This is a genomic window from Pseudomonas mediterranea CFBP 5447, from assembly GCF_000774145.1.
GTDB classification, from domain to species: Bacteria; Pseudomonadota; Gammaproteobacteria; order Pseudomonadales; family Pseudomonadaceae; genus Aquipseudomonas; species Aquipseudomonas mediterranea.
Map to the genome: position 1 here is coordinate 606,811 of NZ_KN322987.1, position 25,325 is coordinate 632,135.

The window sequence follows — 25,325 nt, forward strand, 5'->3', positions numbered from 1 at the left end:
GTTCGAATCGGGCCCAGGAGACAGAAAGAAAAAACCCGCCTCAAGGGCGGGTTGGGTGCAGCCGTCAGCTAGCCCGCCAAATAGGAATGGCGGTAATAATGCTTGGCTGGCTGCGCAGTACGGTAGAAGTCATGGCTGGAAATTAGCCGGGCTCTGCCGGCAAGTCAATGGTGAGTTGTTCTTGCCCAGTAATAATCCCTGTGGGAGCGAGCCTGCTCGCGATAGCGGTGTCTCAACTATAGAAATGTTGACTGTGCCGCCGCCATCGCGAGCAGGCTCGCTCCCACAATTTTTCCGGGTGCCTACAGGATCCGGCTCATTTAAGCCCGACTTTATACAGCGCACCATCGTCTTCATCCGTCAGCACATACAGGTACCCATCCGGGCCCTGGCGTACATCGCGGATCCGCTCCTGGAGCTCGCCCAACAGACGCTCTTCGTGTACGACCTTGTCCCCTTCCATTTGCAGGCGGATCAGGTTGCGGGACACCAACGCACCGATGAAGACGTTATGCTGCCAAGGCTTGAAACGCTCGTTGTCATAGAACGCCATGCCACTGAGGCCCGGCGAGACCTGCCAGACATGGTGCGGACCAAGCGTGCCCTCGGCGCTCTTGCCCTTGGCTTCGGGAATCGGCGCACCGGAGTAGTTGATGCCGTGGGTCGCCAGCGGCCAGCCGTAATTCTTGCCGCGCTCGATGATATTCAGTTCATCGCCGCCCTTGGGCCCATGCTCGTTCTCCCACAATGTGCCGCTCCAGGGGTTGAGTGCGGCCCCTTGGGGATTGCGAAGGCCAAAAGACCAGATCTCGGGACGGACATTCTCCTGACCGACAAAGGGGTTGTCATCCGGCACCTTGCCATCCGGGTAGATGCGCACGACCTTGCCTTGCAGCTTGTCCAGGTCCTGGGCCGTCGGGCGGTCGTTGTTTTCCCCCAGGGTGATGAACAGATAGCCCTCGCGGTCGAAGACCAGCCGCGAGCCGAAGTGATTACCCGTGGAGAGCTTGGGTTGCTGACGGAAAATCACGTCGAAGTTCTCCAGGCGTTTCGAATCTTCGGAGAGCTGCCCACGCCCCACGGCGGTACCGGCCTTGCCGTCTTTGCCAGCCTCGGCGTAGGACAGGTATACGGTGCGATCCTGCTTGAAATCCGGCGACAACACCACGTCCAGTAAGCCGCCCTGGCCGTTGGCCCATACCTCGGGTACACCGCTCAGTGGCGCCGACAGCTGACCATCGGGGCTCACCAGGCGCAGATTGCCCTGTCGCTCCGTGACCAGCATGCCCCGTTGCCCCGGCAGGAATGCCACGGACCAGGGATGCTTCAGACCCCTGACCACGGTGGTCACCTCCACGGTGCCTTCTTCGCTCTTCAATGCCTGGGTTTGTGCGGCCCCGGCCGGCGCGGCAAGGATCAGGATCGCGCTGGCGCAGAATGCGGCCTGGAGTGTTTTACGCAACATGCACACTTCCTTCTGTGATGGGAACTAGACGACTAGCGATTGCTGCCGTTCGGATTCCTGGGTGGCGTACCGGATTCGATGGTAGGCCTGGGCGACCCCACCGGCGGCGCCGAACGCGGATAGCCATTGCCGATACCGCCGTTTTCCAGGGTCGGCCGAGGGGGCATCGGCACCGTCGGGTTGTTGTGGATCGTCGGTACGTTGGGCTGGGTTCCCTGCATGCTGTTGGGATTGGCCCGACGGATGGGATTGTTGTAGGGGTTGTTGTTGCCCGGCAGGTTCTGGGCCACGATCACAGGGGCCTGGACGGGTGTCGCGGCCTGAGCGACGGCGCTCAGCAACAGCGTGGTGATGGCGAGTACGAGCCTGTTCATCGGTACCTCCTGCTTCGCGGAAATCGCTCGGGGATATCGAAAACACGCTACCGCGCAGGTTCACGGTTGTTAAGCGAAATATCCGCTTGAAGATGTAACGAGGCGTCTCTGAGAGCAATCCTGTGGGAGCGAGCCTGCTCGCGATGGCTATGTTGACTGACACACCGCCATCGCGAGCGGGTTCGCCCCCACAGGGGCGCCTTCCGGGGTCTGTATTCATCGAAGAGGCGCCGCCCTGCCACACCGCCAGCCGGCGCCCGATGGAAACTTTTTCAAAGACGGGAAGGTCACCAGAGAGAACCCTTCACGGCAAGGAAACCGCTCCATGGCACGGGCAATCTGGAAAGGCGCAATCAGTTTCGGGCTGGTCCACATTCCCGTGGCGCTGGTCTCGGCGACGTCGTCCCAAGGTGTGGATTTCGACTGGTTGGACAAGCGCAGCATGGATCCGGTGGGCTACAAACGGGTCAACAAGGTCACGGGAAAGGAGGTGACCAAGGAAGACATCGTCAAGGGCGTCGAGTACCAGAAAGGCCAATACGTGCTGCTCAGCGAAGAGGAAATCCGCTCCGCCCACCCCAAGTCCACCCAGACCATCGATATCTTTTCCTTCGTCGACAGCGAGAAGATCCCGCTGCAGAACATCGATACGCCCTACTTCCTCGCCCCCGACAAGCGTGGCGGCAAAGTCTACGCGTTGCTTCGCGAAACCCTGATCAAGACCAACAAGGTGGCCCTGGCCCACGTCGTGCTGCATACACGTCAACACCTGGCGGCGCTGATGCCCCTGGAGTCGGCTCTGGTGCTGGTGATGCTGCGCTGGCCGGCGGAGGTGCGTGGGCTGGACATCCTGGAGCTGGGTGACGAGGTCACCAAGCCGAACCTGGTCAAAGGCGAGCTGGAAATGGCCAAGCGCCTGGTGCAAGACATGAGCGCCGACTGGGAACCCCAGGATTATCGAGACAGTTTCCAGGACAAGATCATGGAGCTGGTGGAGAAAAAGGCCAACGAGGGCCGGCTCGAAGCAGTGGAAACCGACCCGGGCGAGGAACAACGCAAGACCGCCGACGTCATCGACCTTACCGAGCTGCTCAAGCGCAGCCTGGGCAGCAAGGGCAAGCCCGCCGACAAGCCCGCCGCAAAAGCGTCTGCAAAAGCGGCAAAGACCAGTAAATCCGCTCCCGCCAAAAAAGCCACCAAGGCCTCCCGGGGCTGAACCACGGACGTTAGCGAAACAAGGGAATCTGTCATGGCCAAGGCCGATCGTGAATCTGCCCCTACCTCCGAAAAAACCGAGAGCAGCCGCCCCCAACGGGGTCGCAAAGAACGTCTCCCCGAACGCCTGCCGCCGCAGCTGGCAACGCCCGTGGAGCAACCGCCCTCCGGCGAATGGCGCTATGAAGTCAAATTCGACGGCTATCGGCTGCTGACCCGCATCGAGGGTGGCGAAGTCCGCCTGTTCAGCCGCGACCACGAGGACTGGACCGAACGCCTCAAACTGCATGCCCAGGCCCTGACCGAGCTGAACTTGGGAGACAGTTGGCTGGACGGCGACTTGGTTCTGCTCGACGAAACCGGCCAGTCCGACATGGGCGCCCTGCGCGACGCCTTTGAAATCGGCCGTACCGTGGACATGGTCTACGTGCTGTTCGACGCCCCCTTCCTCAATGGCGAAGACTTGCGCCAGACACCTGTGGAAGAACGACGGGCAGCCTTGAGAAAAGTCCTCAAGCATCACGGCGGCAAGCGATTGCGCTTCTCCGAAGCCTTTTCCGCCAGCGAGGATGAGATCCTGGAAAGCGCCAGCGCCCTCTCGCTGGACCGTGTGGTCGGCAAACGCCAGGGCAGCCCTTATGTGTCACGGCGCAGCAGCGACTGGGTCAATCTGAAGTGCCGGCTGCGCCAGGCCTTTGTGATCGTCGGGTTCACCCGGTCGCAAGACAAGCGCAACGGCTTCGGTGCCTTGTTGCTCGCAGTCAACGAACCTTCAGGCCTGGTGTATGCCGGCCGGGTCAGCAGCGGGCTCAGCCGGGATGAAATCAAACGCTTGCAGGAGCGACTCTCCGTGCAGGATGCCTCGCCCCTGGCCAAACCTGTCAACCCGACACAAGGGCGCGGCGTGCAGTGGGTCGAACCTGACCTGGTCTGTGAGATCGAGTTCACCGAATGGACCGCCAGCGGCTTGGTACGCCAGGCCGCCGTCGTGGCGCTGCTCGAAGATATGCCAGCGAACAAGATTGTCCGCGAGCACCCGCTGCCGAAAAGAACCAGGACGCCGGAACCCAAGCACGGCGGCAAAAAACGTGAGGTTGACGTCGGCGGCGTGAAAATCACCCATCCCGAGCGCGTCATCGACAGCGTCAGTGGCGTGCAGAAAGTCGAACTGGCCCAGTATTACGCAGACATCGCCCCGTGGATCCTGCCCCACCTGAAACAGCGCCCCGTCGCGCTGTTGCGGGCACCGGACGGGATCGGCGAAGAACAGTTCTTTCAGAAACATGCCGATCGCCTGGAGATCCCCCATATCAAGCAGCTGGATCCGGGATTGGACCCAGGCCATGCCGCCCTGATGGAAATCGACAGCCTCCAGGCGCTCATCAGCGCGGCGCAGATGGGCACGGTGGAACTGCACACCTGGACCGCCACCCACGACCGGATCGAAACGCCGGACCTGCTCATCCTGGACCTGGACCCCGATCCATCGCTGCCTTGGAGCGCCATGCTCGAGGCCACTCGCATGACCTTGGCGCTGCTCGATGAGCTGGGCCTGCAGGCCTTTCTCAAGACCAGCGGCGGCAAAGGCATGCACATCGTCGTGCCGCTGGCACGCGGCGAAGGCTGGGACGCCACCAAGGCCTTCGCAAAAGCGATCTCACAGTTCATGACCCGCCAGATGCCGGAGCAGATCACCGCGACCATGGGCCCCAAGAATCGGATCGGGAAGGTGTTCGTCGACTACCTGCGTAATGCCCGGGGCGCCAGCACGGTCGCCGCGTACTCGGTACGCGCCCGGCCGGGCTTGCCGGTATCGGTTCCGGTCGCCAGGGCCGAACTCGACGGCTTGCGTAACGCCCAGCAATGGGATGTCCAGACGGTCCTTGAACGCGTCAGGGGCCTGGGAGCCGATCCATGGGAAGGTTTCAGCCATCGCCAACGGATCACCGCCAGGATGTGGGAGCAACTGGACGCAGAAAAGCCCGGTGAGTGAACACTGGCTCCCACCGGGCCAGGCAAGGGTTCAGATCCAGATGAACACCGCCAGCAGGCCGCCGAAGAACGCCCACTTCTGTAGGTAATACAGCTTTCGGTTGCGCTTCTTCAGCGCCTTGCCCTGCAAGCGAATCTTGTAGAGCCTGGAGAACGCCCGGTTCAACCCACCCGTCTTGTCGCCAGCATCGTTCGGCGCACCCGCAGCGGCCATCACGGTGCGGCTGAACCAGCGATTGAAAGCGGTCGCCCAGCGAAACCGCATGGGTCGCTCGACGTCGCAAAACAGGATGATGCGGTTCTCGGAAGTGGTGTTTTCGGCGTAATGGATGAAGGTTTCGTCAAAGATCACCGCCTCGCCATCACGCCAATGGTAAGGCTCGCCATCGACATTGATATAGCAACCGGCATCGTTGGGGGTTTCCAGGCCCAGATGGTACCGATACGACCCGGCGTACGGATCGCGGTGCCGTACCAGCTTGGAACCTGGCGGCAGCTCGGCGAACATCGCCGCCTTGATCGAGCCGATGCTCTGCACCAGCTCGGTGGTGCGTGGACACAGCTTTGTCGCTGAGGGGTGACTGTCGCCGTACCATTTCAGGTAAAAACGCTTCCAGCCCGTCTTGAAGAACGAATTGAAACCCACGTCATCGTATTGATTCGACCGCTTGATCGCCCCTGCTTGCAACAGGCTCTGCCCCTCGGCGCGAATCTCTTCCCAGTGGGCCTGCAGGGGGCTCAGGTCAGGGAAATCCGCCGGGCTCAGGTACGGCTTGTTGGGCAGTTTCGAACACAGGTAAAGCAGGCAATTGACAGGCGCCAGGAAAGACGAATGGTCGCTTAGCTGGCGTCCGAGCTTGTGCCGCACGCGCCCGCGCAGGTGCACATAGCCGATGGACAGGATGTAGATCGCAGCAATGATGAGTTTCACGGAATCGTCACGCACTGGAGTGAACGGGGTTGCGTCCCCTGGCCAACCAAACGCAAAGGAGACGCATCAAGAAGATGGCATTTTAGTCACATGTTGTAACTGAAAGTTATCCTCATTTGTGAAAAACTGTCTTGCCCGGGCAATACCCTATCGTTAACGCGGCCAGATCAGTACAATCGCCGCCAAATATTGTGCGCCCCCCTTTTGGCCGACACCGAGAACCGGTTTCGCGCACATCCACTCGGGCTCGGCGCTTCGTATGCTGCTGTCCTCTTATGCCGGATGGACCCTTGCGCCTGTGACCGCGCCGCCTTTGCACGGTTGCGAATCGCGCGCAGACAGGTACTGAACAGGTACTGCCGCACCCTTAGCTACTCTGAATGTTCCGCAGGATAAACCTTTGATCTCTACAGCTAACATCACGATGCAGTTCGGCGCCAAGCCGCTGTTCGAAAACGTCTCTGTCAAATTCGGCGCGGGCAACCGCTACGGCCTGATCGGCGCCAACGGTTGCGGCAAGTCGACCTTCATGAAAATCCTCGGTGGCGACCTCGAGCCGTCCGGCGGCCAGGTCATGCTCGAGCCGAACGTGCGCCTGGGTAAACTGCGCCAGGACCAGTTCGCCTACGAGCAATTCACCGTGATCGACACCGTGATCATGGGTCATGAAGAGCTGTGGGCGGTCAAGGCCGAGCGCGATCGCATCTATTCGCTGCCGGAAATGACCGAAGAAGACGGCATGGCCGTGGCCGAGCTGGAAACCGAGTTCGCCGAAATGGACGGCTACACCGCCGAATCCCGCGCCGGTGAGCTGCTGCTGGGCCTGGGTATTCCGCTGGAGCAGCATTTCGGCCCGATGACCGAAGTCGCACCAGGCTGGAAACTGCGGGTATTGCTCGCTCAGGCACTGTTCTCCGATCCTGAAGTGCTGTTGCTCGACGAACCGACCAACCACCTGGACATCAACACCATCCGCTGGCTGGAAAACATTCTCACGGCGCGTAACAGCACCATGATCATCATTTCCCACGACCGGCACTTCCTGAACAGCGTCTGCACCCACATGGCCGACCTGGACTACGGCGAGCTGCGCCTGTTCCCGGGCAACTACGACGAATACATGATCGCGGCGACCCAGTCCCGCGAGCAGTTGCTGTCGGACAACGCCAAGAAGAAAGCCCAGATCGCCGAACTGCAGACCTTCGTCAGCCGCTTCTCGGCCAACGCCTCGAAAGCCAAGCAGGCCACCTCCCGCGCCAAGCAGATCGACAAGATCCAGCTCGCCGAGGTCAAGCCATCGAGCCGCGTGAGCCCGTTCATCCGCTTCGAGCAGAACAAGAAGCTGCACCGCCAGGCGGTGACCATCGAGCGCATGTCCAAAGGCTTCGACGGCAAGACCCTGTTCAAGAACTTCAGCTTCACCGTCGAAGCCGGCGAGCGCGTGGCGATCATCGGCCCCAACGGTATCGGCAAGACCACCCTGCTGCGCACCCTGATGGGCGAGCTGGCCCCGGATGCCGGCTCGGTGAAGTGGACCGAGAGCGCGGAACTGGGCTACTACGCCCAGGACCACGCCCACGACTTCGCCGACGATGTCAGCCTGTTCGACTGGATGGGCCAGTGGACCCAAGGGGAACAGATGATCCGTGGCACCTTGGGCCGCATGCTGTTTTCCAACGACGAGATCCTCAAGTCGGTCAAGGTGATTTCCGGTGGTGAACAGGGCCGCATGCTGTTCGGCAAGCTGATCCTGCAGAAACCGAACGTACTGGTGATGGACGAACCGACCAACCACCTGGACATGGAATCCATCGAAGCGCTGAACCTGGCGCTGGAGAACTACCCGGGCACGCTGATCTTCGTCAGCCACGACCGTGAGTTCGTTTCGTCCCTGGCCACTCGGATCATCGAGCTGAGCGCGGATGGCGTGGTCGACTTCAGCGGCACTTACGACGACTACCTGCGCAGCCAGGGTGTGATGTTCTAAAGCCTCGAGCTGCAAGCTGCAAGTGAGAAGCCCTGTCCAATGTGACGGGGCTTTTTCATTTCAAGAGCACAGCCCCCCTTGTGGGAGCGAGCCTGCTCGCGATGGCAGTATGTCAGCCGACATATTGAACACCTGACACACCGCCATCGCGAGCAGGCTCGCTCCCACAGGGGGTCTGCGGTGATCCTCAATTCGCGTATTTAGTTAGCCAGCTTTCTTTTATTCCCACCTCGGGCCATGATGAAGCTCTCCCGCCGCCGCCCGCGAACGAGCCCCATGTCTACGCCGCAAGCTACCCCCAGTTCCCTGTCGATCACGTTGCAGATCGTCTCCATCGTTTTCTACACCTTTATTGCCTTCCTCTGCATCGGCCTGCCCATTGCGGTGTTGCCGGGGTATGTCCATGAGCAGCTGGGCTTCAGTGCCGTGGTGGCCGGGCTGACCATCGGTTCGCAGTACCTGGCGACTCTGCTCAGCCGCCCCATGGCCGGGCGCGTCTCGGACAGTGTCGGGACCAAACGGGCGATCGTCTACGGCTTGTCAGGCATTGTGCTCAGCGGTGTGCTGACGTTGATTTCGACCTTGCTGCAAAGCCTGCCAATGCCGAGCCTGATGATCCTGATCGTCGGCCGCTTGTTGCTCGGCGTGGCCCAGGGCTTGATCGGTGTTGGCACCATCAGTTGGTGCATGGGCCAGGTCGGCGTGGAACACACGGCCCGCTCGATCTCCTGGAACGGCATCGCCTCCTACGGCGCCATTGCCATCGGCGCCCCGCTGGGGGTGGTGATGGTGGGTGACCTGGGCTTCGCCAGCCTGGGGATCGCGCTGTCATTATTGGCCGGTGCGGCGCTGCTGTTGATCCGCAACAAGCCTTCGGTGCCGGTGGTCCGCGGCGAACGCTTGCCCTTCCGGGCCGTGTTCGGACGTATCGCGCCATACGGGGCCAGCCTGAGCCTTGCCTCGATCGGCTACGGCACCCTCACTACATTCATTACCCTGTTTTATGTCAGTCGTGGCTGGATCGGCGCCGCGTGGTGCCTGACGGTATTCGGCATCTGCTTCATTCTTTCGCGCTTGCTGTTCATTTCCAGCATTGCCCGCTTCGGTGGCTTCAACTCGGCCATCGCGTGCATGAGCATCGAAACCTTGGGGCTGGTGCTGCTCTGGCTGGCGCCTTCCCCCGCGTTCGCATTGGTAGGTGCCGGGCTGGCGGGTTTCGGGTTGTCGCTGGTGTATCCGGCGCTCGGGGTGGAAGCCATCAAGCAGGTGCCGAACACCAGCCGTGGCGCGGGGTTGAGCGCCTATGCGGTGTTCTTCGACCTGGCCCTGGCGATTGCCGGGCCTTTGATGGGAGCGGTGGCGTTGAACCTGGGCTATTCGTCGATCTTTTTCTGCGCCGCCTTGCTGTCGATCACCGGGCTGGGACTGACCCTGCTGCTGCGCCGACGCGCCGAGCAGGCCTCTTACTGATCGGCGGTACGCATACCGGCGCGGGTCGGTTTGCCCAGGACCTGACTGAAGAAGCGCCCGGCTTCGGAAATCATGGTGCGGTGGATGTCCTTGCGGTCGACGCCATCGGCATCGGTGCACAGCGCAGGCATCGCGGCAATCTGTTCCTCGGTGCAGGGTGCCAGGAAGACAAAGTGCCCTGCCCCGGCCAGGGTCTTGAAATCCGGCGCGGTGGGCAGCTTGCGGGCCAGCGCGGCGGCATTCTTGTCGAAGGCCACCAGTTTGTCGCCATCGCCGCTGTACAGCAGCACCGGCACATGGACGTCGGCCAGGGTATGGCGACCGAACTTCAGGCTCAACGGCGCCATCAACAGCAATGCCCGGACCCTGGGGTCGGCCATCGGCTGCAGATCGTCGCGGTCGGCAATCAGCTCGCCCTGGGTGTTGCAGGCGTCACGATCGTCCGGCCGCTCCTGGCAATACCGGCGCAGGCGATTGAGGTCCGGCGTGGCGCCGGACAGGATCAGTGCGGTTTCCCCACCGGCAGAATAGCCGATCACCCCCACCTGCCCGGCATTGACGAACGGCGACAGCATCGGATCGTTCAGCGTCGCGGTGATGGCCTCGGAAATCTGGATCGGCCGTCCGTAGAGGTTGCTCAGGGTACCCAGGCGGCTGTGGTCCTGGGCATTGTCGCCAGGGTGGATCACCGCGACCACGACGAACCCCTTGCGCGCCAGAGAGGTCGCCAGGTCGTGCAGGGCCAACGGTGTACCCGTGTTGCCGTGGGACAACATCAACATCGGGAAGCGGCCGATGGCAATCTGGGCATCCGGTGCGGCGTCGATCTGATAGCCGCCCAACTGGGTGGTTTGCTCCCTGGCGGGGGACGGATAGAAAGCGATGGCGTGCATCGGCTGGTGATCCAGCGGATCGAGAAAGCTCAGCTCATGGAAGCCGGCACTCCAATGGGGGTGCAACGCCGGTGCGGCCTGCACCGTAACCAGGCTGCCGAGCAGACAAAGCAATATCCCTGCACCAAGACCTTTCATCGAATCATCCACCTTCACCAGCGGACAGGAAGGCCCCGTCGCTCGCTGCCTGGGCTTGCATGACCTGCGCCAGAAGCCCGATGAGCAGAATACAGCGTTTTACGAAGGTTTCGATATTCATCAATGTGAAAGGGGGTGACGCAACTCTCACCGCCACTCAAAAACCAGTGTGGGAGCGAGCCTGCTCGCGATAACGTGGGCCAGTCAGCTGTGATGTGACCGGTACACCGTCATCGCGAGCAGGGCTCGCTCCCACAGGAGATTGGTGGTGAAGGCAAATCTCACAGTCACCGAAAAACCAATGTGGGAGCGAGCCTGCTCGCGATAACGGTGGGCCGGTCAGCAGTGATGTGACTGCTACACCGCCATCGCGAGCAGGGCTCGCTCCCACAGGAATTTCAGGGCCTGATGGAGCTGTGCGGGCCTTACGCAGCAGCGAACTGTTCGCCGATCTGCGCCTTGGCTTCGCTCATGGCTTTGCTGCGCATGTCATCACCGTAAGCCAGGCCCTCGGCGCGGACGATCTCGATGTCGGTGATGCCGAGGAAACCGAACAGCAGTTTCAGATAGTCTTCGTGACCCACCCCGCTCGGCTGGCCGGCATGCAAGCCGCCGGCGGTGGACACAATCACCAGTTTCTTGCCACCGCACAGGCCTTGTGGGCCGGCCTCGGTGTAGCTGAACGTCTTGCCGGCGACGGCAATGCGGTCGATCCAGGCCTTGAGCTGGGTCGGGACGGTGAAGTTGTACATCGGGGCCGCGATCACGACCGCATCCGCCGCGAGAAACTCAGCCAGCGCAGCGGCGCTGAGGTCGGCTTCGTGCTGTAGCGCGGCGTCACGCAGTTCAGCGCTGGTACCGGCGGCAACGAGCGTCTGTGCGGAAAAGTGACTGATCGCATCGGCGGCCAGGTCGCGATAAGTCACGACCACGTCCGCTTCGGCGGCTTTCCAGGCCTCGACCACTTCACGGCTCAATTGGCGGGAAGCGGAGTTGTCGCCGAGGATGCTCGAATCGATGTGCAGAAGTTTCATATGAGTGCTCTCCAATGAGGATCGCTACCGGGCGATCGAATGGGGACCATCCTACCGATGAAACCAATGGCCGATTAGCCAGCAATGATGCGATAGTTCGTTCTACTGACAGGACAATCGAGCCGGACATGCAAGACCTCAACGATCTCTATTATTTCGCCAAAGTCGTCGAAGCCGGTGGCTTCGCAGCAGCCGGACGTACCTTGGGCATACCCAAGTCGCGGCTGTCCCGGCGTATTGCCGAACTGGAAGACCGCCTCGGCGCCCGCCTCCTGCAACGCACCACTCGCCAGTTGAAACTGACAGCGGTGGGCGAACGTTACCTGCGCCATTGCCAGGCCATGTTGCTGGAGGCGGAAATGGCCGATGAAGCGGTGGCGAGCATGTCCAGCGCGCCCCGTGGCCGGCTTCGGGTTTCCAGTCCGGTGGGGCTGGCCCACGAAATCCTGGCCGGGGTGGTGGCCGATTTCCTGGAAAAATACCCTCAGGTCCAACTGGAGATGATCCTGGTCAATCGCCGCGTCGACCTGGTGAGCGAAGGCATCGACGTCGCGCTGCGCGTACGTGACCTGGGTGATGAAGATCCGTTGCTGATGACTCGCCGCTTGCGTCAGGCACGGTTGATCATGGTCGCCAGTCCGGCCTTCGTCGAAGGGCGGCGGATCGAGACCCCCGAGGACCTCAAGCAAGTCCCGGTGCTCGGCGCCCTTGAAAGCGATCGCCTGGTGCACCTGCGCCTGCACAGCGTCGGCGGACAGGTCGCCGAACTGGCCCTGGAGGCTCGCCTGGGCATCGACGATTTCATTGTACGGCGCGCCTGCGTCCTGGCCGGCCTGGGCTTTACCTTGTTGCCGAGCATGTATTGCGAGCAAGAGTTGAAGGACGGCACACTGGTGGAATTGCTGCCGGGATGGTCGCTGCCCGATGGCTGGCTGCAGGCGGTCTATCCCCATCGACGCGGCATGTTGCCGGCGGTACGCGCATGGCTCGACCATCTGGTGGAAGCCTTCAATCTTTGTGGAGAAAGGACGTTATGAGTTTGAGCGAAGAGGATGTCGCACGGTTTTGCCTGGGCTTGCCTGGCGCCAGGGAAGATTACAAATGGGGCGGTGTGCGAGTGTTTTCCATCGCCGGGAACAAGATGTTCGCCCTGCAGGGGCTGCGCAGCGACTCATTGGCGTTCAAGGTCGACAAGGACCTGTTCCTGGGACATTGCGACCGCCCCGGCATTCATGCTGCGCCGTACTTGGCGCGAGCCCAGTGGATCATCATGCACACGCCCTACCCCTTGGGCGCCGAAGAACTGCACGGCTTGCTGCGGCGCTCCCACCAACTGGTGGTCAGCAAGTTGCCCAAGCGCACGCAGGTCGGCTTGTTATTGCCGTGACATCAAACCCAGGCCAGCAGATGGCCGCCCAGGAACAACTGGTCGACCCAGAACGCCTGGTGCAACAGCACGATGAACCAGAACACCACCTGGAACGACACCTTGCGGGTTTTGTGTCGAAAGACCTGCTGGGCCAGCAACGCCCCGGGCCAGCCGCCGGCCAGCTCCACGGCGTGCAGCACGTTCTCGGGGGTGCGCCAGGCGTCGGAGCGCGCCTTGCGCTTGTCACTCCAGTACAGCAGGAATGCCACGACGCTGACGATCCCATAGGCGGTCAACGGCACCCATGACGCTTCCTGCAACCCGAGCAGCAGCGAGCCCGCCAGCGGCAGCGCGCACAGCAGGGCGAACACGATCAACTTGAGCCGCAGGTTCTGCACCGCCCCACCGGTATGGCGGGCAGTGTGTCTGCGAGTGTTGGAATCGTTCATGGCCGGGCGGTCGCCCAGTCGACCCAACCGAACTGCCAGGTCGCCAGGATCAACAAGCCGAACACAATCCGATACCAGGCGAACACCGCATAGCTGTGGCTGGCGATGAACCGCAGCAGTCCCCTGACCGCGATCATGGCGAAGATGAACGCGGTGACGAAACCGATGGCGAACACCGGAAAATCCGCCGGTACGAAGAGTGCGCGGTATTTGTAGCCCGAATAGACAGCCGCACCGACCATGGTCGGCATGGCCAGGAAGAAAGAGAACTCGGTCGCGGTCTTGCGCGAGAGACCGAACAGCAACCCGCCGATGATGGTCGAGCCGGAACGGGAGGTGCCGGGAATCATCGCCAGACACTGGGCCAGACCGACCTTGAGTGCATCTTTCCAGGTGATCTCGTCCACCGTTTCGGCGTGTACTTCATGCTGGCGCCGCTCGGCCCACAGCATGATGAAACCACCCACAACCAGCGCGGCGGCCACGGTGATCGGGTTGAACAGGTATTCGTGGATCAGATCGGCAAACAGCACACCCAGCACCACGGCTGGCAGGAAGGCGATCAACAGGTTGGCGGTAAACCGCCGGGCCCCGGGTTGGGTGGGGAGACCCAACACCACGTCGAAGATTTTGCGCCGGAACTCCCAGACCACCGCCAGGATCGCCCCCAACTGGATGATGATGTTGAACGCCATGGCCCGTTCCCCGCCGAACCCGAGCAAGTCGGCGGCGATGATCTGGTGCCCTGTGCTGGAAATCGGCAGGAACTCCGTCAGCCCTTCTACAATGCCAAGAATCAGTGCCTGAAAGGCCGTCCACAAATCCATTCATCCCCCAAAAAGACCCTGTCGGACAGGCTCTCATCGATAATCAAAGTGTCATGCCATTATGCACGGCGGGTGCACGATACCCGCGCCCTTCCCCAGAAAACCAATGAAAAATCAAAGGCAGGCTCAGGTTTTGCGTTGCGAGGCCGAAATCCTATCAGACAAGCCCTCATAACGCCGCCGCGTTATGACCCAGGGGGCAATCCACCGGCCGTGGATGACAAGAACAAGAAACTGGAGTGACAGCGTATGAATAGCTTGCGCAATGTGTCGATCAGCCGACGCTTGTGGCTCATCCTCGTCGTGGCCATCGTGATGGTATTCACGTTGGGCGCCTTGATGCTGAAACAGATCCACAGCGATCTGTATCAGGCCAAGGTGCAGAAAACCCAACATGTGGTCCAGACCGCCAGTGGCGTGCTGAGCTATTACCACGGCCTGGAAACCGCCGGCACCCTGACCCGCGAAGCCGCCCAGAAGCAGGCCCTCAGTGCCGTGCGTGGCCTGCGCTACAACGAGACGGACTATTTCTGGATCAATGACCTGACACCGGTCATGGTCATGCACCCCACCAACCCGAAGCTCGAAGGCCAGAACCTTTCGGCGATCCGCGACCCGAACGGTTTCGCGCTGTTCAACGAGATGGTCACCATCGCCAAGGCAAAGGGCGCCGGGATGGTCAACTATCTCTGGCCGAAACCGGGTGCCGAGGCACCGGTTGGGAAAACTTCCTACGTCAAACTGTTCGAGCCCTGGGGCTGGATCATCGGTTCGGGCGTGTACGTGGATGACGTACAGGCCGAGTTCCAGGCTCAACTGATCAAGGCCTCGTTGATCGGCCTGTCGATCGTCTTGATCATGAGCCTGCTGCTGACCCTGATCGTGCGCAGCATCGTGCGCCCCCTGCAGGAAACAGTGAATGCCATGGCCAATATTGCCAGTGGTGAAAGCGACCTGACCCGCAGCCTCGACACCCACGGCCAGGATGAAGTCACCCAACTGGCCCGACACTTCAACGCGTTTACCACCAAGTTGCGCCAAGTAGTCAGCCAGTTGCAGGATTCGGCCAGCGCGCTGGGGCAGTCGTCCAATGAACTGGGGAGCGACGCCGCCCAGGCCCAGGAACGCAGCCAGCAGCAATCGCAGCAGATGGAACTGGTGGCCACGGCGATCAATGAAGTGACCTATGGCGTGCAGGATGTGGCCAAGAACGCCGAACACGCCGCCAGTGAAATGCGCGACGCCGAATCCCAGGCCCAGCAGGGCCAGGTCAATATCGACGGCAGCTTGCAGCAGATCGACCGTCTTTCCCAGACCATCGACCAGGCGGTAGAAGTGATTCGTACCCTGGCCAGCGAAAGCACCCAGATCGGCAGCGTGCTGGAGGTGATCCGCTCCATTGCCGAGCAGACCAACCTGTTGGCCCTCAACGCGGCGATCGAAGCCGCTCGCGCCGGGGAACAGGGCCGGGGCTTTGCCGTGGTGGCGGATGAGGTGAGGTTGCTGGCCCAGCGCACGCAGAAATCCACCGCCGAGATCCAGGGGATGATCGAGCGTCTGCAAACTCATTCCGAAGCCGCGGTGAAAGTCATCAGCGATAGCAGCCGTGCCTCGCAACTGACCATCGAACAGGCCGGCCTGGCGGGTGCCAGCCTCAACGCCATCGGCCAGGCCCTGCGCAATCTCAACAGTCTGAACGCCTCCATCGCCAGTGCCACCCTGCAACAGGCCCACGTGGTAGAGGACATCAACCAGAACGTCACCCAGGCCGCCGGCCTCTCCCACAGCACCGCCCTGGCGGCGGAGCAGTCGAGCCTGGCAAGCACACGCCTCAAGGCACTGAGCGAACAGCTGAACGGCCTGCTCAAACAGTTCCGGGTTTGACGCTGACCTGCCGCCATCGCGAGCAGGCTCGCTCCCACAGGGGGCTGCTGGCGACCATGGATCTCGCGGCCAACCCGGATCCCTTGTGGGAGCGAGCCTGCTCGCGATAACGCCGGCACACCCAACATTGATGTTGGAGCTGCCCCCACCATACCGTTTACAATCGCCCCCCTTTTCCATTCCCCCAAGGAACCGCCATGTCCGGGCTTGAACTGTTTGCCGCAGCCCTCGGCGTTATCGCTGTCTGGTTGACTGTCAAGCAGAACCCCTGGTGCTGGCCGATCGGCCTGGTCATGGTGTTGCTGTACAGCTGGATTTTCTACGACGTGAAGCTGTATTCGGACATGTTGCTGCAAGTGGTCTACGCCGCACTGCAGCTGTACGGCTGGTGGCAATGGACCCGTGCCGGCCAGCGTCATGACGGGCGCCAGGTCACACGGCTGGGCGGACCGTCGGTGCTGCTTGGCCTGGCTGTCGGTGCGGTGGGCAGCCTGGTGCTGGGCGCTGCCATGGCCCACTGGACCGACGCCGCCCAACCCTGGCTCGATGCGGCGCTCACCGGCTTCAGCCTCGTGGCCCAGTGGTGGATGGCGCAGAAACGCGTGCAATGCTGGCCTTTGTGGATCGCCCTGGACGTGATCTTCGTCGGTCTGTTCATCTACAAGGGGCTGCACCTGACTGCCGCGCTGTACGCCTTGTTCACCCTGCTGGCGGTGCAGGGCTGGCGGGAATGGCGCGCCGACCCGGCCTTGCGCGCATGAAGGTGGTGGTGTTGACCGGCCCCGAGTCTGCCGGCAAGAGCTGGTTGGCGACGCAGTTGCAGGAACGCTTCGGTGGCTTGCGGGTGGATGAATATGTCCGCCACTTCATGGAGCAGTACCCCCGCGACACCTGCCTGGACGACATCACCGAGATCGCCAACGGACAATTGGCCTGGGAAGACGCAGCCCGTGCCCGACAGCCGGCGCTGCTGATCCTCGATACCCACCTGTTGAGCAATATCCTCTGGAGCCGGACCTTGTTCGGCGACTGCCCGGACTGGCTGGAGCCGGCCTTGCTGAGCCGTCATTACGACCTCCATCTGCTGTTGAGCCCCGAGCAGGTGGAATGGACTGGCGATGGCCTGCGCTGCCAGCCTGAGCTGGAGCAACGCCTGCAATTTTTCGCCGCCATCGAGGATTGGCTGGTCCGACACCAGCAACCTTTCCAGGTGATCGAAGGCGATTGGGCACAGCGCCAAACCCAGGTATTCGCGGCCGTGGTCCAATTGCTCCAGGCTTGACCAGATCCTTCCAAGTAGACGGAATCATAGTGCCATCTTGTTCCATCCTTGAAACATCCCCACCGCGTCAACCCCGGATCCAAAGCTGTTTCACCGGTTTGTCATCCTGACTGTCAAGCCACTGAAACACCCCGCCAAGAGACTGGATCCAGAGCCATTTGACGGCAGATGGCCAGTTGGCCTCCCTACGGCCTGTCTCAGTCCTGAAACAGGTCGCGCAACAGTCGTTGCGCCATAACACCCAACCCCTTGAATCAAAAGACCTTCTCAAACCCGGCACGACATCTGCTCTTTCCCCTTCGCAACGCTGGACCAAGGCCAGCCCACCGAAGAAGGAATCGATGCCGTGGGGACTTTCGATAGAAGTTTGACCGTCCTGTTGTTGATCGGCTGCGCCGCCAGCGCAACCCTCAGCCTGCCGGCACAGGCCGAAGGCAACGGCGTCATCGTCCTCAATCGTGACGTGCAGCCCGTCCATATCGGTCGCAACGGAGGCAAGGACCCCTACCCGACCACCGTCAATGCCAATCCATCCGATCGAATCGGCCAAGCGACCACCAGCACCGAACTGAGCGACGGCGAATTTGCCAGCGTCGCCAGCGGCGCCTCGATCCGTAACACCCTCAACACGAATACCGGCGTGCAAGGCTTGAATGTCGTCACCAACCCCAGCGGCATGCCCGGCATGAGCGCCGGCCATGGCGGCGGCAGCGGGGGTGCGATTTCCGGCACCATCAACCGCTCGCTGAGTTCCGGCCTGGCCCCGCTGGGCCGCCTGGCGGGAGGTCAATGACATGAAGCCGGTCCTGTTCCTGCTCGCCCTGCTCGGCTCGACCGCGACATTCGCCGATCCAGACGTGACGGTGGTCAGTAGCGCCACCCTGCAGGATTCCGGCAGCCGTTATACCGGCAACTTCAACGTCAACCAGGCAGCGGGCGACCGGACCCAGCAGACCAACACCCGGGCCATCGCCATCGGCACCGAAGCCCAGGCCAGCACCCAGGTGCGCCAACGGTTGGATACACCCGCCGATCCCTCCATGAACGCGACCGCCCGCATCGGCGGCAGCTCTTTCAGCAACGGCAACGGCGTGCTGGGCGTCAACCAGTCCGCCGGGGCCAACAACCAGATGGCCAATGTCATGCGGGTGGGCATCAGCGCCCGGCCGCAGAGCATTGATGACAGCGCGCTTTCTCAACAGAACGTGGCGCTGTTACCGAACTCAGGAGCAACTGGCGCCCCAACCGGCAGCCGCCAGGTCGTCACCAGCGACCAGGCCTTCACCGGCAGCCGAGGGGTCATCCAGGTGAACCAGAGTGCCGGGGTGGGGAACCGCATGGCCAACACCCTGAGCATCCGGGTCGCAGACTGACCCGGGCAGTAAAACCATAAGAAAGTACCGACACACTTAACCAACGACACGCAAGGAGAAACACCATGAAACCGACAATGGCACTCAAACCATTGGTTTTCGCTCTCGCCGCTGTCATGGCAATGGCCGCACAGGCCGGTGGCAACAATAACAACCACGGTCACGGTCATGGCGGTCATGACCACCAAGGGCCGACGCTGGATCAACTGCTCTCCATCAGCGCCGGTGCTGGGGCTACGGTGCTGGATGAGCAGAACAGCGACGGCAACGTAGTGACCAACCAGGCCACCAGGAACACCGCTGAAGCCAAGGACTCGCTCAATGGCAGCAACGGTAACATGGGCGCCAACGTCGCGGCCGGCGACGGCAACCAGCAAGATAACGCCGCCGCCCTGGCCACTGCGGACGAAAGCTTCATCTTCGGTTCGGCTGTCTCCATGTCCAGCGCCACCCAGGTCAATAACAACAACTACGTCAAAAACAACTCGACTCAAAACAACGCCTCGCTCACCAACGCGGGCAACAACGGCTCCGGCAATATCGGCATCAACGTGACCGCCGGCAACTTCAACCAACAGAAAAACAACCTGGCCATCGCCGTATCGGGTGGCCGTGTGGCACAAGCCTCGGCCTCGGCTGACCAGACCTCCACCGGCCTGGTGGTGGACAACAAAGGCGTGAAGACCTACAAGACCGACACCCTCACCAGCACCTATGAAGCCTCCGGCACGTTCAAGGCCAAAGGCACCGGTACCGCCGAAGACAATGACCATGGCGGCTGGGGCAACAAAGGCGGCTACGGCGGCGGTCATGATGACGACAAGTTCAAGTTCTCCGCCGTGGGCACTTTCGAACTGGCCGGCAGCAACACTCAGCAAGTGCTGACCCGCGATGGCTGGAAAAACCCTGTCATCAACAACGCCACCATGAACAACTCCATGAACGGCTTCTCCGGCAACGGCGGCGCCAACGTGTCGGCGGGCGTGGGCAACCAGCAGAGCAACTCGCTGTCCATCGCTGCCGGCTGCAAAGCCTGCATGTAACCACGCGTGAAATGGGGCCCCGGCAACGGGGCTTCTTTTCCATGGTTTCCACAAGGCGTACCGATCATGCGTGCGACTGCCCTTTCCCTGCTGCTTTGCCTGGCGTGTGTCACTGAAGCCGCGCAAATGCCAGTCGCCGCCCTGCCCGGCGGCATGCTGGTCTACAAACCGGTGCAAAGCGTGCGCGAGCGCAAGTTCAGCGACATCGTCGAACAGAAAACCGATTTCAGCTGCGGTGCCGCCGCGCTGGCCACGGTGCTGCGCCAGGCCTACTGGCTGGACGTCGATGAAGAGCATGTCATCAAGGGCATGCTGGTCAATGCCGACCAGGACCTCGTACGCACCCAAGGCTTTTCCATGCTGGACATGAAACGCTATGTGGAAGGCATCGGCATGCGTGCCCGAGGCTACCGGATACCGGCGGAGAAGCTCGAAGCCGTGACGATTCCGGTGGTGGTGCTGATGGAAATACGTGGCTACAAGCACTTCGTGGTATTGCAGCGAGCCGACAAGCAGTGGGTCTACATCGCCGACCCGGTGCTGGGGCACAAACGCTACGCCCACGACGACTTCGTCAAGGGCTGGAACGGCATCGTCTTTGCCATTGTCGGCCCCGGCTACGACAAGACCAATGCACTGCGCAGCCCGCCGCAACCGTTGACGGCACGTAACAAACTGGATGGGTTCAACCCGGTCAAGGATGCGGAATTGATGGATTTCGGTTTCATACAGAGCGACTTTTTTTAATCGCCGACCAACTGCCAACGATAAATACAAAAGGAGCAGGATGCTCCGGGAGCGGTACATGAAAACTGCACACTGGCTGTCGCTGGCCTGCCTGGCCGCGACCGCGTCGGGCTATGCCCATGCCGGATTCAAACCCATAGAGGTCAAGGACCAGGAGCTCGCCGAGCTGCGCGGTCGTTATGTCATGCCCGGGCGGGTCATCAGCTTCGGCATCGTCATGAGCAGTACCTGGCGCAACGCCAGCGGCGATCTGATCGGCGCCACCAGCTCCATGCAGATCCAGGCCTCCACCGTCAAACCCGAGTTCTACGTTTCCACCATCAAGCAGACCGGCAACGGCAGCGTTCCGGAACAGGGCAGCGGCAACATTACCGGTGGTGCAGGCCTCGGGACGGGCCAGGGCGTGACCCAGAGCGTACGGGCCGCCGGCGACGGCAATACCGCCTACAACAACGTCAGCATCAACGTGAAAGAAAGCAACCAGCCCCCCGCCCTCGCCCCGTCCCAAGGCCAGTTGCTGACCAGCGGCCAGACCATCAGTGGCAGCAACGCCGCCGGCAGCGTCGCGGTAACCGCCACCGGCAGCGGTGTACAGATGGCGATCCAGGCCAGCCATAACCAGGGCAGCACCCTGCAGCAAGTCGCCCAGGGAGGCCTTTTGCAAAATACCCGCCTGCTGGGCAACAGCAACATGGTCAACAACATGACCCAGCTCAATGTCGTGCTGAACAACAACGGCCCCAGTGCCGGGGCGCTGGACTGCAATCTGACGCAGCTGCGCGGCCTACGCAATCTTGGGTATTGAACTACGCTGGCTTTCGACCACTGGGCAAATAGGGACGGCATTTTCATGTATCGATCCGTATCGTTGCGCGCTGTAATGTGTCTGAGCACGTTGTTCCCGGCGACCCTGCTGCAAGCGGCACCGGATGCGGACATCGAGGCATTGAAGCAGGAGCTGCTCGAGCTCAAGCAACGATACGAGGTCCAGCAAAAAGCCCTGGCGGTACTCGAACAGCGGGTGCGCCAGGTGGAAGACCAGCCCGCCGCCCCACCGCCCAAGCGCCTGGTCAAATCCCCGGCCGACATGAAGGGCAACCAGAATGTGGCCGGCAGCGGCGCAGCAACGGCCGGCGGCAGCGGCTACGGGCAGTCCCTGGCCGACGACTCGCAACCGGCCCAGAGCGTCTCCAACCTCTATGACGAAGCCAGCGGCTTCTTTGGCGGCGGCAAATTCAGCTTCGAGACCGGCGTGACTTATTCGCGCTACGACACCCGACAACTGATCCTCAATGGCTTCCTGGCCCTGGATTCGATTTTCCTGGGCAATATCAACCTGGACCGGATCAAGGCCGACACCTGGACGCTGGACCTCACCGGCCGTTACAACTTCGACAATCGCTGGCAGTTCGACCTCAATGTACCGGTGGTCTACCGCGAATCCACGTACCAGTCCGGCGGCGCCAATAATGGCGCGGCCGGTGTCACCAGCGAAGAAACCGTCACCCGCGATCCCACCATCGGCGATGTCAATTTCGGCATTGCCTACAAGTTCATGGACGAATCGATCAACAGCCCTGACGCGGTGGTGACCCTGCGCGTCAAGGCCCCTACCGGCAAGGATCCATTCGGCATCAAGCTGCGCCAGTCGCCGAACAACACCAACCTGTTCGTACCCGAGGACCTGCCCACCGGCAACGGCGTCTGGTCGATCACCCCCGGGCTTTCCCTGGTCAAGACCTTCGACCCGGCCGTGCTGTTCGGCACCCTGGCCTACACCCATAACTTCGAAGAGTCGTTCGACGACATCAGCTCTACCGTCAACCAGAAGGTCCCGGGCAAGGTGCGGATCGGCGACAGCTTCCAGATCGGTGCAGGCCTGGCCTTCGCATTGAACGAGAAAATGAGCATGTCGTTCTCGGTATCGGACCTGATTCAGAAGAAAAGCAAGCTCAAGCAGGACGGCGGGGATTGGGAGTCAGTAGTCTCCAGTGATGCCAATGCCGGCTACTTCAATATCGGCATGACCATCGCCGCCTCCGACAACCTGACCATCGTACCCAACCTGTCCATCGGGCTGACCGACGATGCGCCGGACTTCAGCTTCAGCCTCAAGTTTCCGTATTACTTCTAGCGCGGAACCCTGTGGGAGATTCTATGGTGTAGGACTAGCCCCCTAGATGCATTTTGGTAGGTATTCGCTCTGGTTCTTCAACAGAGCGAATACCACTCGCGCCAGTTTGCGGGCCAGTGCCACCAGTGCTTGGGTTGTGCTAAGTCCTCGAGCCCTTAGGGCCTCATAAAATCCCCTCCACGCCGCGGTGCGGCTCGCCGACATTGCGGCGTTGTGCAGCAAACGACGCGCCTCTGGATCACCTCGTTTAGACAAGCAACGGCGCCCCTTCTTTTTCCCCGAGTCCGCTATTCGCAAGTCCAAGCCCAGAAAAGCGATGAAAGCATCGGCATTTCTGAAGTCCCCACGCTGAAACGACGTGATTAAACGGGCACCACTCAACAAGCCGATGCCTTCGACTTTCATGCAGCGCTTGAGCTGATGAGCCAAACCGGCTTGTTCCAACTGCGTCTGGATTGTTTTGTCGATCAAGGTTTCCAGTCTCTGCATTGCAGCTATCTGGTTCTCGAACGCCGTTTTGAGCAACGGTTCGTTCGCCCAGCTTTGCTTGAGGCTGACACGTGCTTGAACCAAAGCTGCCCGGCGTCGGAAAAGGCTTATAAGCCGGCAATACAGCGGCGATGGTGGAGTCCATGGGTGCAGAAGGTGGCCTTCGTTGCTCAAGTAGCGAGCCAGCAATCGAGCATCCAGCGCATCAGTTTTAGCGCGAATCTTCACACCTTTGCGGTAATGACTGAGCTCGTAACCGTCGATCACATAGATCACACAGCCTTGCGCATAAGCCAGATTGACGAATTCCTGGTGATAGATATTGGTGGCTTCGATGGCAACATCCACTGGCGCGGGCAATGCCTTGAGCCACTTCTTGATCGCAGCTTTAGTGTTGGGGATCGTTTCGAGTCGATCAGATTCGGCGTGATAAATCACCAACTCGTCCTTGGCGACATCGACACCTACGATCGACTGGGTGATGGCGACGGGCATTGCCATTGAAAGTCCTCCGGGCTAAGGTTTGAACACTTGAAGGGGTCACCCAGAGGCGCAGGCTTGTTCCTATCGTCGGTCTAGGCCAGATGCATTCTTTATCGGCGCTTGGGTGAAAGGAGGAGGGGTGATATCTCCCACGGTCTGTACTGCGGCTAACAGTCAGAATCGAGCCTTGTCCCTCCTCCTCCCTTCAAGTCCTACCATACAAGCGAGCCTGCTCGCGATGGCATTGGCTCAGTCAACACCCATGGCGTTTGACACACCGTCATCGCGAGCAGGCTCGCTCCCACAGGGCTTGGGTTTGGCATATGATGCCGACCATCCACCTCCCCCCGTCAGGCCCTGGCAGGAGTACAGATGCTGCTCAAACACAAAATCGTCGCCCTCGGGATCCTGCCCCTGGTCCTGGCGATTGCCGTCATCTGCGCGCTGGTGATCTCGCTCAACCGCCAGTTGGGCGATCAACAGGCGCAACTGATCGAAGACAGCATCCTCGCCAGCAAGCGCGCCGAGCTGAAGAACTATGTCGAGATGGCGCAGAGCCTGATCGCTCCGCTGTACAACGGCGGCCTTGGCGACGAACGCGCACAGCAACAGGTGCTCGAAGAGCTGCGCAAGCTCAGCTTCGGCATCAACGGCTATTTCTTCGTCTATGACCGTCAGGGACGCAGCCTGATGCACGCGCGCCAGTCGGAACTGGTGGGCAAATACCTCTGGGACATGAAGGATCCCCACGGCCTGCCCGTCATCCAGGCATTGATCAAGAGCGCCGAGACCGGCGAGGGCTTCCAGCGCTATGCCTGGAACAAGCCCTCCTCCGGCCAGGTGACCGAAAAGCTGGCCTACGTGGTGATGCTGGATCGATGGGGCTGGATGCTCGGCACCGGGATCTACCTGGAAGATGTCGAGCGCGCCACCCAACAGGCCCGCGATGAAGTCGCCCATGGCATCCACACCACCATGCAGGCCATTGCCGCCATCGCACTGGTGGCGGTCCTGCTGGTCTTCGCCGGCGGCATGACCCTCAACGTGAGCGAACATCGCCTGGCCGACAAAAAGCTGCAGCGGCTGAACCAGCGCATTGTCAGCTTGCAGGAGGAGGAACGCTCACGGGTGTCCCGCGAACTCCACGATGGCATCAGCCAGTTGTTGGTGTCGATCAAATTCCAGTTCGAACTGGCCAGTCATGTACTCGAAAACGGCCAGGAAAACGGCCTGGGCATCCTCAAGAACGCAACGGATCGGCTGGGAGAAGCCATCGGTGAAATCCGCAGCATCTCCCACGACTTGCGCTCTTCCCTGCTCGACACCCTGGGCCTGCCCGCCGCCATCGGCCAGCTCGCGGCCGAATTCGAACAGCGCAGCGGGCTCGAGGTGTCCTACAAAAGCAATGAATTCGATTGCCGGCTGGAGAATGGTGCCCCAGTCTCGCTGTTCCGCATCGCCCAGGAAGCCCTGACCAATATCGAACGTCACGCCGGGGCGAAACGTGTCGCCATCACCTTGTTCGGCTCGGCTCAGTCCTTGCGCCTGACGGTGGTGGATGACGGAATGGGCTTTAACGTCCCGCAGGTCGAACGTGGCCATGCCGGCATCGGCCTGCGGAATATCCGCGAACGGGTCGAACATTTCGGCGGTCGATTGGAGTTGACCTCGACACCGGGGCGAAGCGAATTGGACGTCCTGTTGCCCATGGACCTGTCGGCGACAGAAAGCTGATGCGCCCTCCTT

The 25,325-nt window shown here is 61.3% G+C and carries 24 protein-coding genes; 16 read left to right on the plus strand and 8 right to left on the minus strand.

The window, feature by feature from the left end; translation table 11 throughout:
• Positions 1-316 precede the first annotated feature (316 nt).
• Positions 317-1,465: a PQQ-dependent sugar dehydrogenase gene (locus N005_RS22720; protein ID WP_047703237.1), complete on the minus strand. Its 1,149-nt coding sequence runs from the start codon at positions 1,463-1,465 to the stop codon at positions 317-319.
• Positions 1,466-1,497: 32 nt separating this feature from the next.
• Entirely contained in the window at positions 1,498-1,839 is a 342-nt protein-coding gene (locus N005_RS22725; RefSeq protein ID WP_047703238.1) for a hypothetical protein, read from the minus strand.
• Between the two features lie 325 nt (positions 1,840-2,164).
• Between N005_RS22725 and ku the strand changes: the two genes are divergently transcribed.
• Positions 2,165-3,055: a non-homologous end joining protein Ku gene (gene ku / locus N005_RS22730; RefSeq protein ID WP_047703239.1), complete on the plus strand. Its 891-nt coding sequence runs from the start codon at positions 2,165-2,167 to the stop codon at positions 3,053-3,055.
• Between the two features lie 33 nt (positions 3,056-3,088).
• Positions 3,089-5,047, plus strand: a complete 1,959-nt coding sequence (ligD, locus tag N005_RS22735; RefSeq protein ID WP_052126453.1) for a DNA ligase D — start codon at positions 3,089-3,091, stop codon at positions 5,045-5,047.
• A 30-nt stretch (positions 5,048-5,077) separates the two neighbouring features.
• Here ligD and lpxO read toward each other — a convergent pair whose 3' ends face one another.
• Positions 5,078-5,977 (minus strand): lipid A hydroxylase LpxO, encoded by a 900-nt coding sequence (lpxO, locus tag N005_RS22740; RefSeq protein ID WP_047704111.1) that lies wholly within the window; start codon positions 5,975-5,977, stop codon positions 5,078-5,080.
• A 400-nt stretch (positions 5,978-6,377) separates the two neighbouring features.
• Between lpxO and N005_RS22745 the strand changes: the two genes are divergently transcribed.
• Together N005_RS22745 and N005_RS22750 are read left to right on the plus strand one after the other, a co-directional pair.
• Complete coding sequence (locus tag N005_RS22745) at positions 6,378-7,964, plus strand: ABC-F family ATPase (protein WP_047703240.1); 1,587 nt, start codon at positions 6,378-6,380, stop codon at positions 7,962-7,964.
• 276 nt (positions 7,965-8,240) lie between these two features.
• The gene (locus N005_RS22750) at positions 8,241-9,434 is read left to right on the plus strand and encodes an MFS transporter (protein WP_047703241.1); all 1,194 of its coding nucleotides are present in this window, start codon (positions 8,241-8,243) and stop codon (positions 9,432-9,434) included.
• Here the strand turns inward: N005_RS22750 and N005_RS22755 are convergent.
• Both N005_RS22755 and N005_RS22760 read right to left on the minus strand, forming a co-directional pair.
• Entirely contained in the window at positions 9,428-10,465 is a 1,038-nt protein-coding gene (locus N005_RS22755) for an alpha/beta hydrolase family protein (RefSeq protein WP_047703242.1), read from the minus strand. The genes N005_RS22750 and N005_RS22755 overlap by 7 nt on opposite strands.
• Before the next feature lie 425 nt (positions 10,466-10,890).
• Positions 10,891-11,499 carry an FMN-dependent NADH-azoreductase gene (locus N005_RS22760; RefSeq protein WP_047703243.1) on the minus strand — a complete coding sequence of 203 codons (609 nt, stop codon included), beginning with the start codon at positions 11,497-11,499 and terminating at the stop codon, positions 10,891-10,893.
• 128 nt (positions 11,500-11,627) lie between these two features.
• On the opposite strand from N005_RS22760, the gene N005_RS22765 reads away from it, so the two are divergent.
• Positions 11,628-12,536, plus strand: coding sequence for a LysR substrate-binding domain-containing protein (locus tag N005_RS22765; protein ID WP_047703244.1), 909 nt, complete (start codon positions 11,628-11,630; stop codon positions 12,534-12,536).
• Positions 12,533-12,886 carry an MmcQ/YjbR family DNA-binding protein gene (locus tag N005_RS22770; RefSeq protein ID WP_047703245.1) on the plus strand — a complete coding sequence of 118 codons (354 nt, stop codon included), beginning with the start codon at positions 12,533-12,535 and terminating at the stop codon, positions 12,884-12,886. Before N005_RS22765 ends, N005_RS22770 begins: the two co-directional genes overlap by 4 nt.
• Positions 12,887-12,888: 2 nt before the next feature.
• On the opposite strand, the gene N005_RS22775 is transcribed toward N005_RS22770, so the two are convergent.
• Positions 12,889-13,317: a DUF1294 domain-containing protein gene (locus tag N005_RS22775; protein ID WP_047704112.1), complete on the minus strand. Its 429-nt coding sequence runs from the start codon at positions 13,315-13,317 to the stop codon at positions 12,889-12,891.
• A complete protein-coding gene (locus N005_RS22780; protein WP_047703246.1) occupies positions 13,314-14,144 on the minus strand; it encodes an undecaprenyl-diphosphate phosphatase in 831 nt (276 codons plus the stop codon). Before N005_RS22780 ends, N005_RS22775 begins: the two co-directional genes overlap by 4 nt.
• Positions 14,145-14,393: 249 nt before the next feature.
• On the opposite strand from N005_RS22780, the gene N005_RS22785 reads away from it, so the two are divergent.
• The 9 genes from N005_RS22785 to N005_RS22825 all read left to right on the plus strand — a co-directional run bounded on the left by N005_RS22785 (position 14,394) and on the right by N005_RS22825 (position 22,607).
• Positions 14,394-16,028 carry a methyl-accepting chemotaxis protein gene (locus N005_RS22785; RefSeq protein ID WP_047703247.1) on the plus strand — a complete coding sequence of 545 codons (1,635 nt, stop codon included), beginning with the start codon at positions 14,394-14,396 and terminating at the stop codon, positions 16,026-16,028.
• Between the two features lie 197 nt (positions 16,029-16,225).
• A complete protein-coding gene (gene pnuC, locus N005_RS22790; RefSeq protein ID WP_047703248.1) occupies positions 16,226-16,789 on the plus strand; it encodes a nicotinamide riboside transporter PnuC in 564 nt (187 codons plus the stop codon).
• On the plus strand, positions 16,786-17,310 hold the full coding sequence (locus N005_RS22795) for an AAA family ATPase (RefSeq protein WP_047703249.1): 525 nt from the start codon (positions 16,786-16,788) through the stop codon (positions 17,308-17,310). Before pnuC ends, N005_RS22795 begins: the two co-directional genes overlap by 4 nt.
• 346 nt (positions 17,311-17,656) lie before the next feature.
• A complete protein-coding gene (locus N005_RS22800; protein WP_047703250.1) occupies positions 17,657-18,103 on the plus strand; it encodes a hypothetical protein in 447 nt (148 codons plus the stop codon).
• 1 nt (position 18,104) lies between these two features.
• Positions 18,105-18,683 (plus strand): hypothetical protein, encoded by a 579-nt coding sequence (locus tag N005_RS22805; protein WP_047703251.1) that lies wholly within the window; start codon positions 18,105-18,107, stop codon positions 18,681-18,683.
• Between the two features lie 65 nt (positions 18,684-18,748).
• Entirely contained in the window at positions 18,749-19,726 is a 978-nt protein-coding gene (locus N005_RS22810) for a hypothetical protein (RefSeq protein WP_047703252.1), read from the plus strand.
• Positions 19,727-19,792: 66 nt separating this feature from the next.
• Entirely contained in the window at positions 19,793-20,473 is a 681-nt protein-coding gene (locus tag N005_RS22815) for a C39 family peptidase (protein ID WP_047703253.1), read from the plus strand.
• Positions 20,474-20,531: 58 nt separating this feature from the next.
• Positions 20,532-21,278 (plus strand): hypothetical protein, encoded by a 747-nt coding sequence (locus N005_RS22820; protein WP_047703254.1) that lies wholly within the window; start codon positions 20,532-20,534, stop codon positions 21,276-21,278.
• A 45-nt stretch (positions 21,279-21,323) separates the two neighbouring features.
• Entirely contained in the window at positions 21,324-22,607 is a 1,284-nt protein-coding gene (locus N005_RS22825; RefSeq protein WP_047703255.1) for a transporter, read from the plus strand.
• Positions 22,608-22,649: 42 nt separating this feature from the next.
• On the opposite strand, the gene N005_RS22830 is transcribed toward N005_RS22825, so the two are convergent.
• On the minus strand, positions 22,650-23,597 hold the full coding sequence (locus N005_RS22830) for an IS110 family transposase (protein WP_047702324.1): 948 nt from the start codon (positions 23,595-23,597) through the stop codon (positions 22,650-22,652).
• Between the two features lie 354 nt (positions 23,598-23,951).
• On the opposite strand from N005_RS22830, the gene N005_RS22835 reads away from it, so the two are divergent.
• Positions 23,952-25,313 carry a cache domain-containing protein gene (locus N005_RS22835; protein ID WP_047703256.1) on the plus strand — a complete coding sequence of 454 codons (1,362 nt, stop codon included), beginning with the start codon at positions 23,952-23,954 and terminating at the stop codon, positions 25,311-25,313.
• The last annotated feature ends 12 nt before the right edge of the window (positions 25,314-25,325 follow it).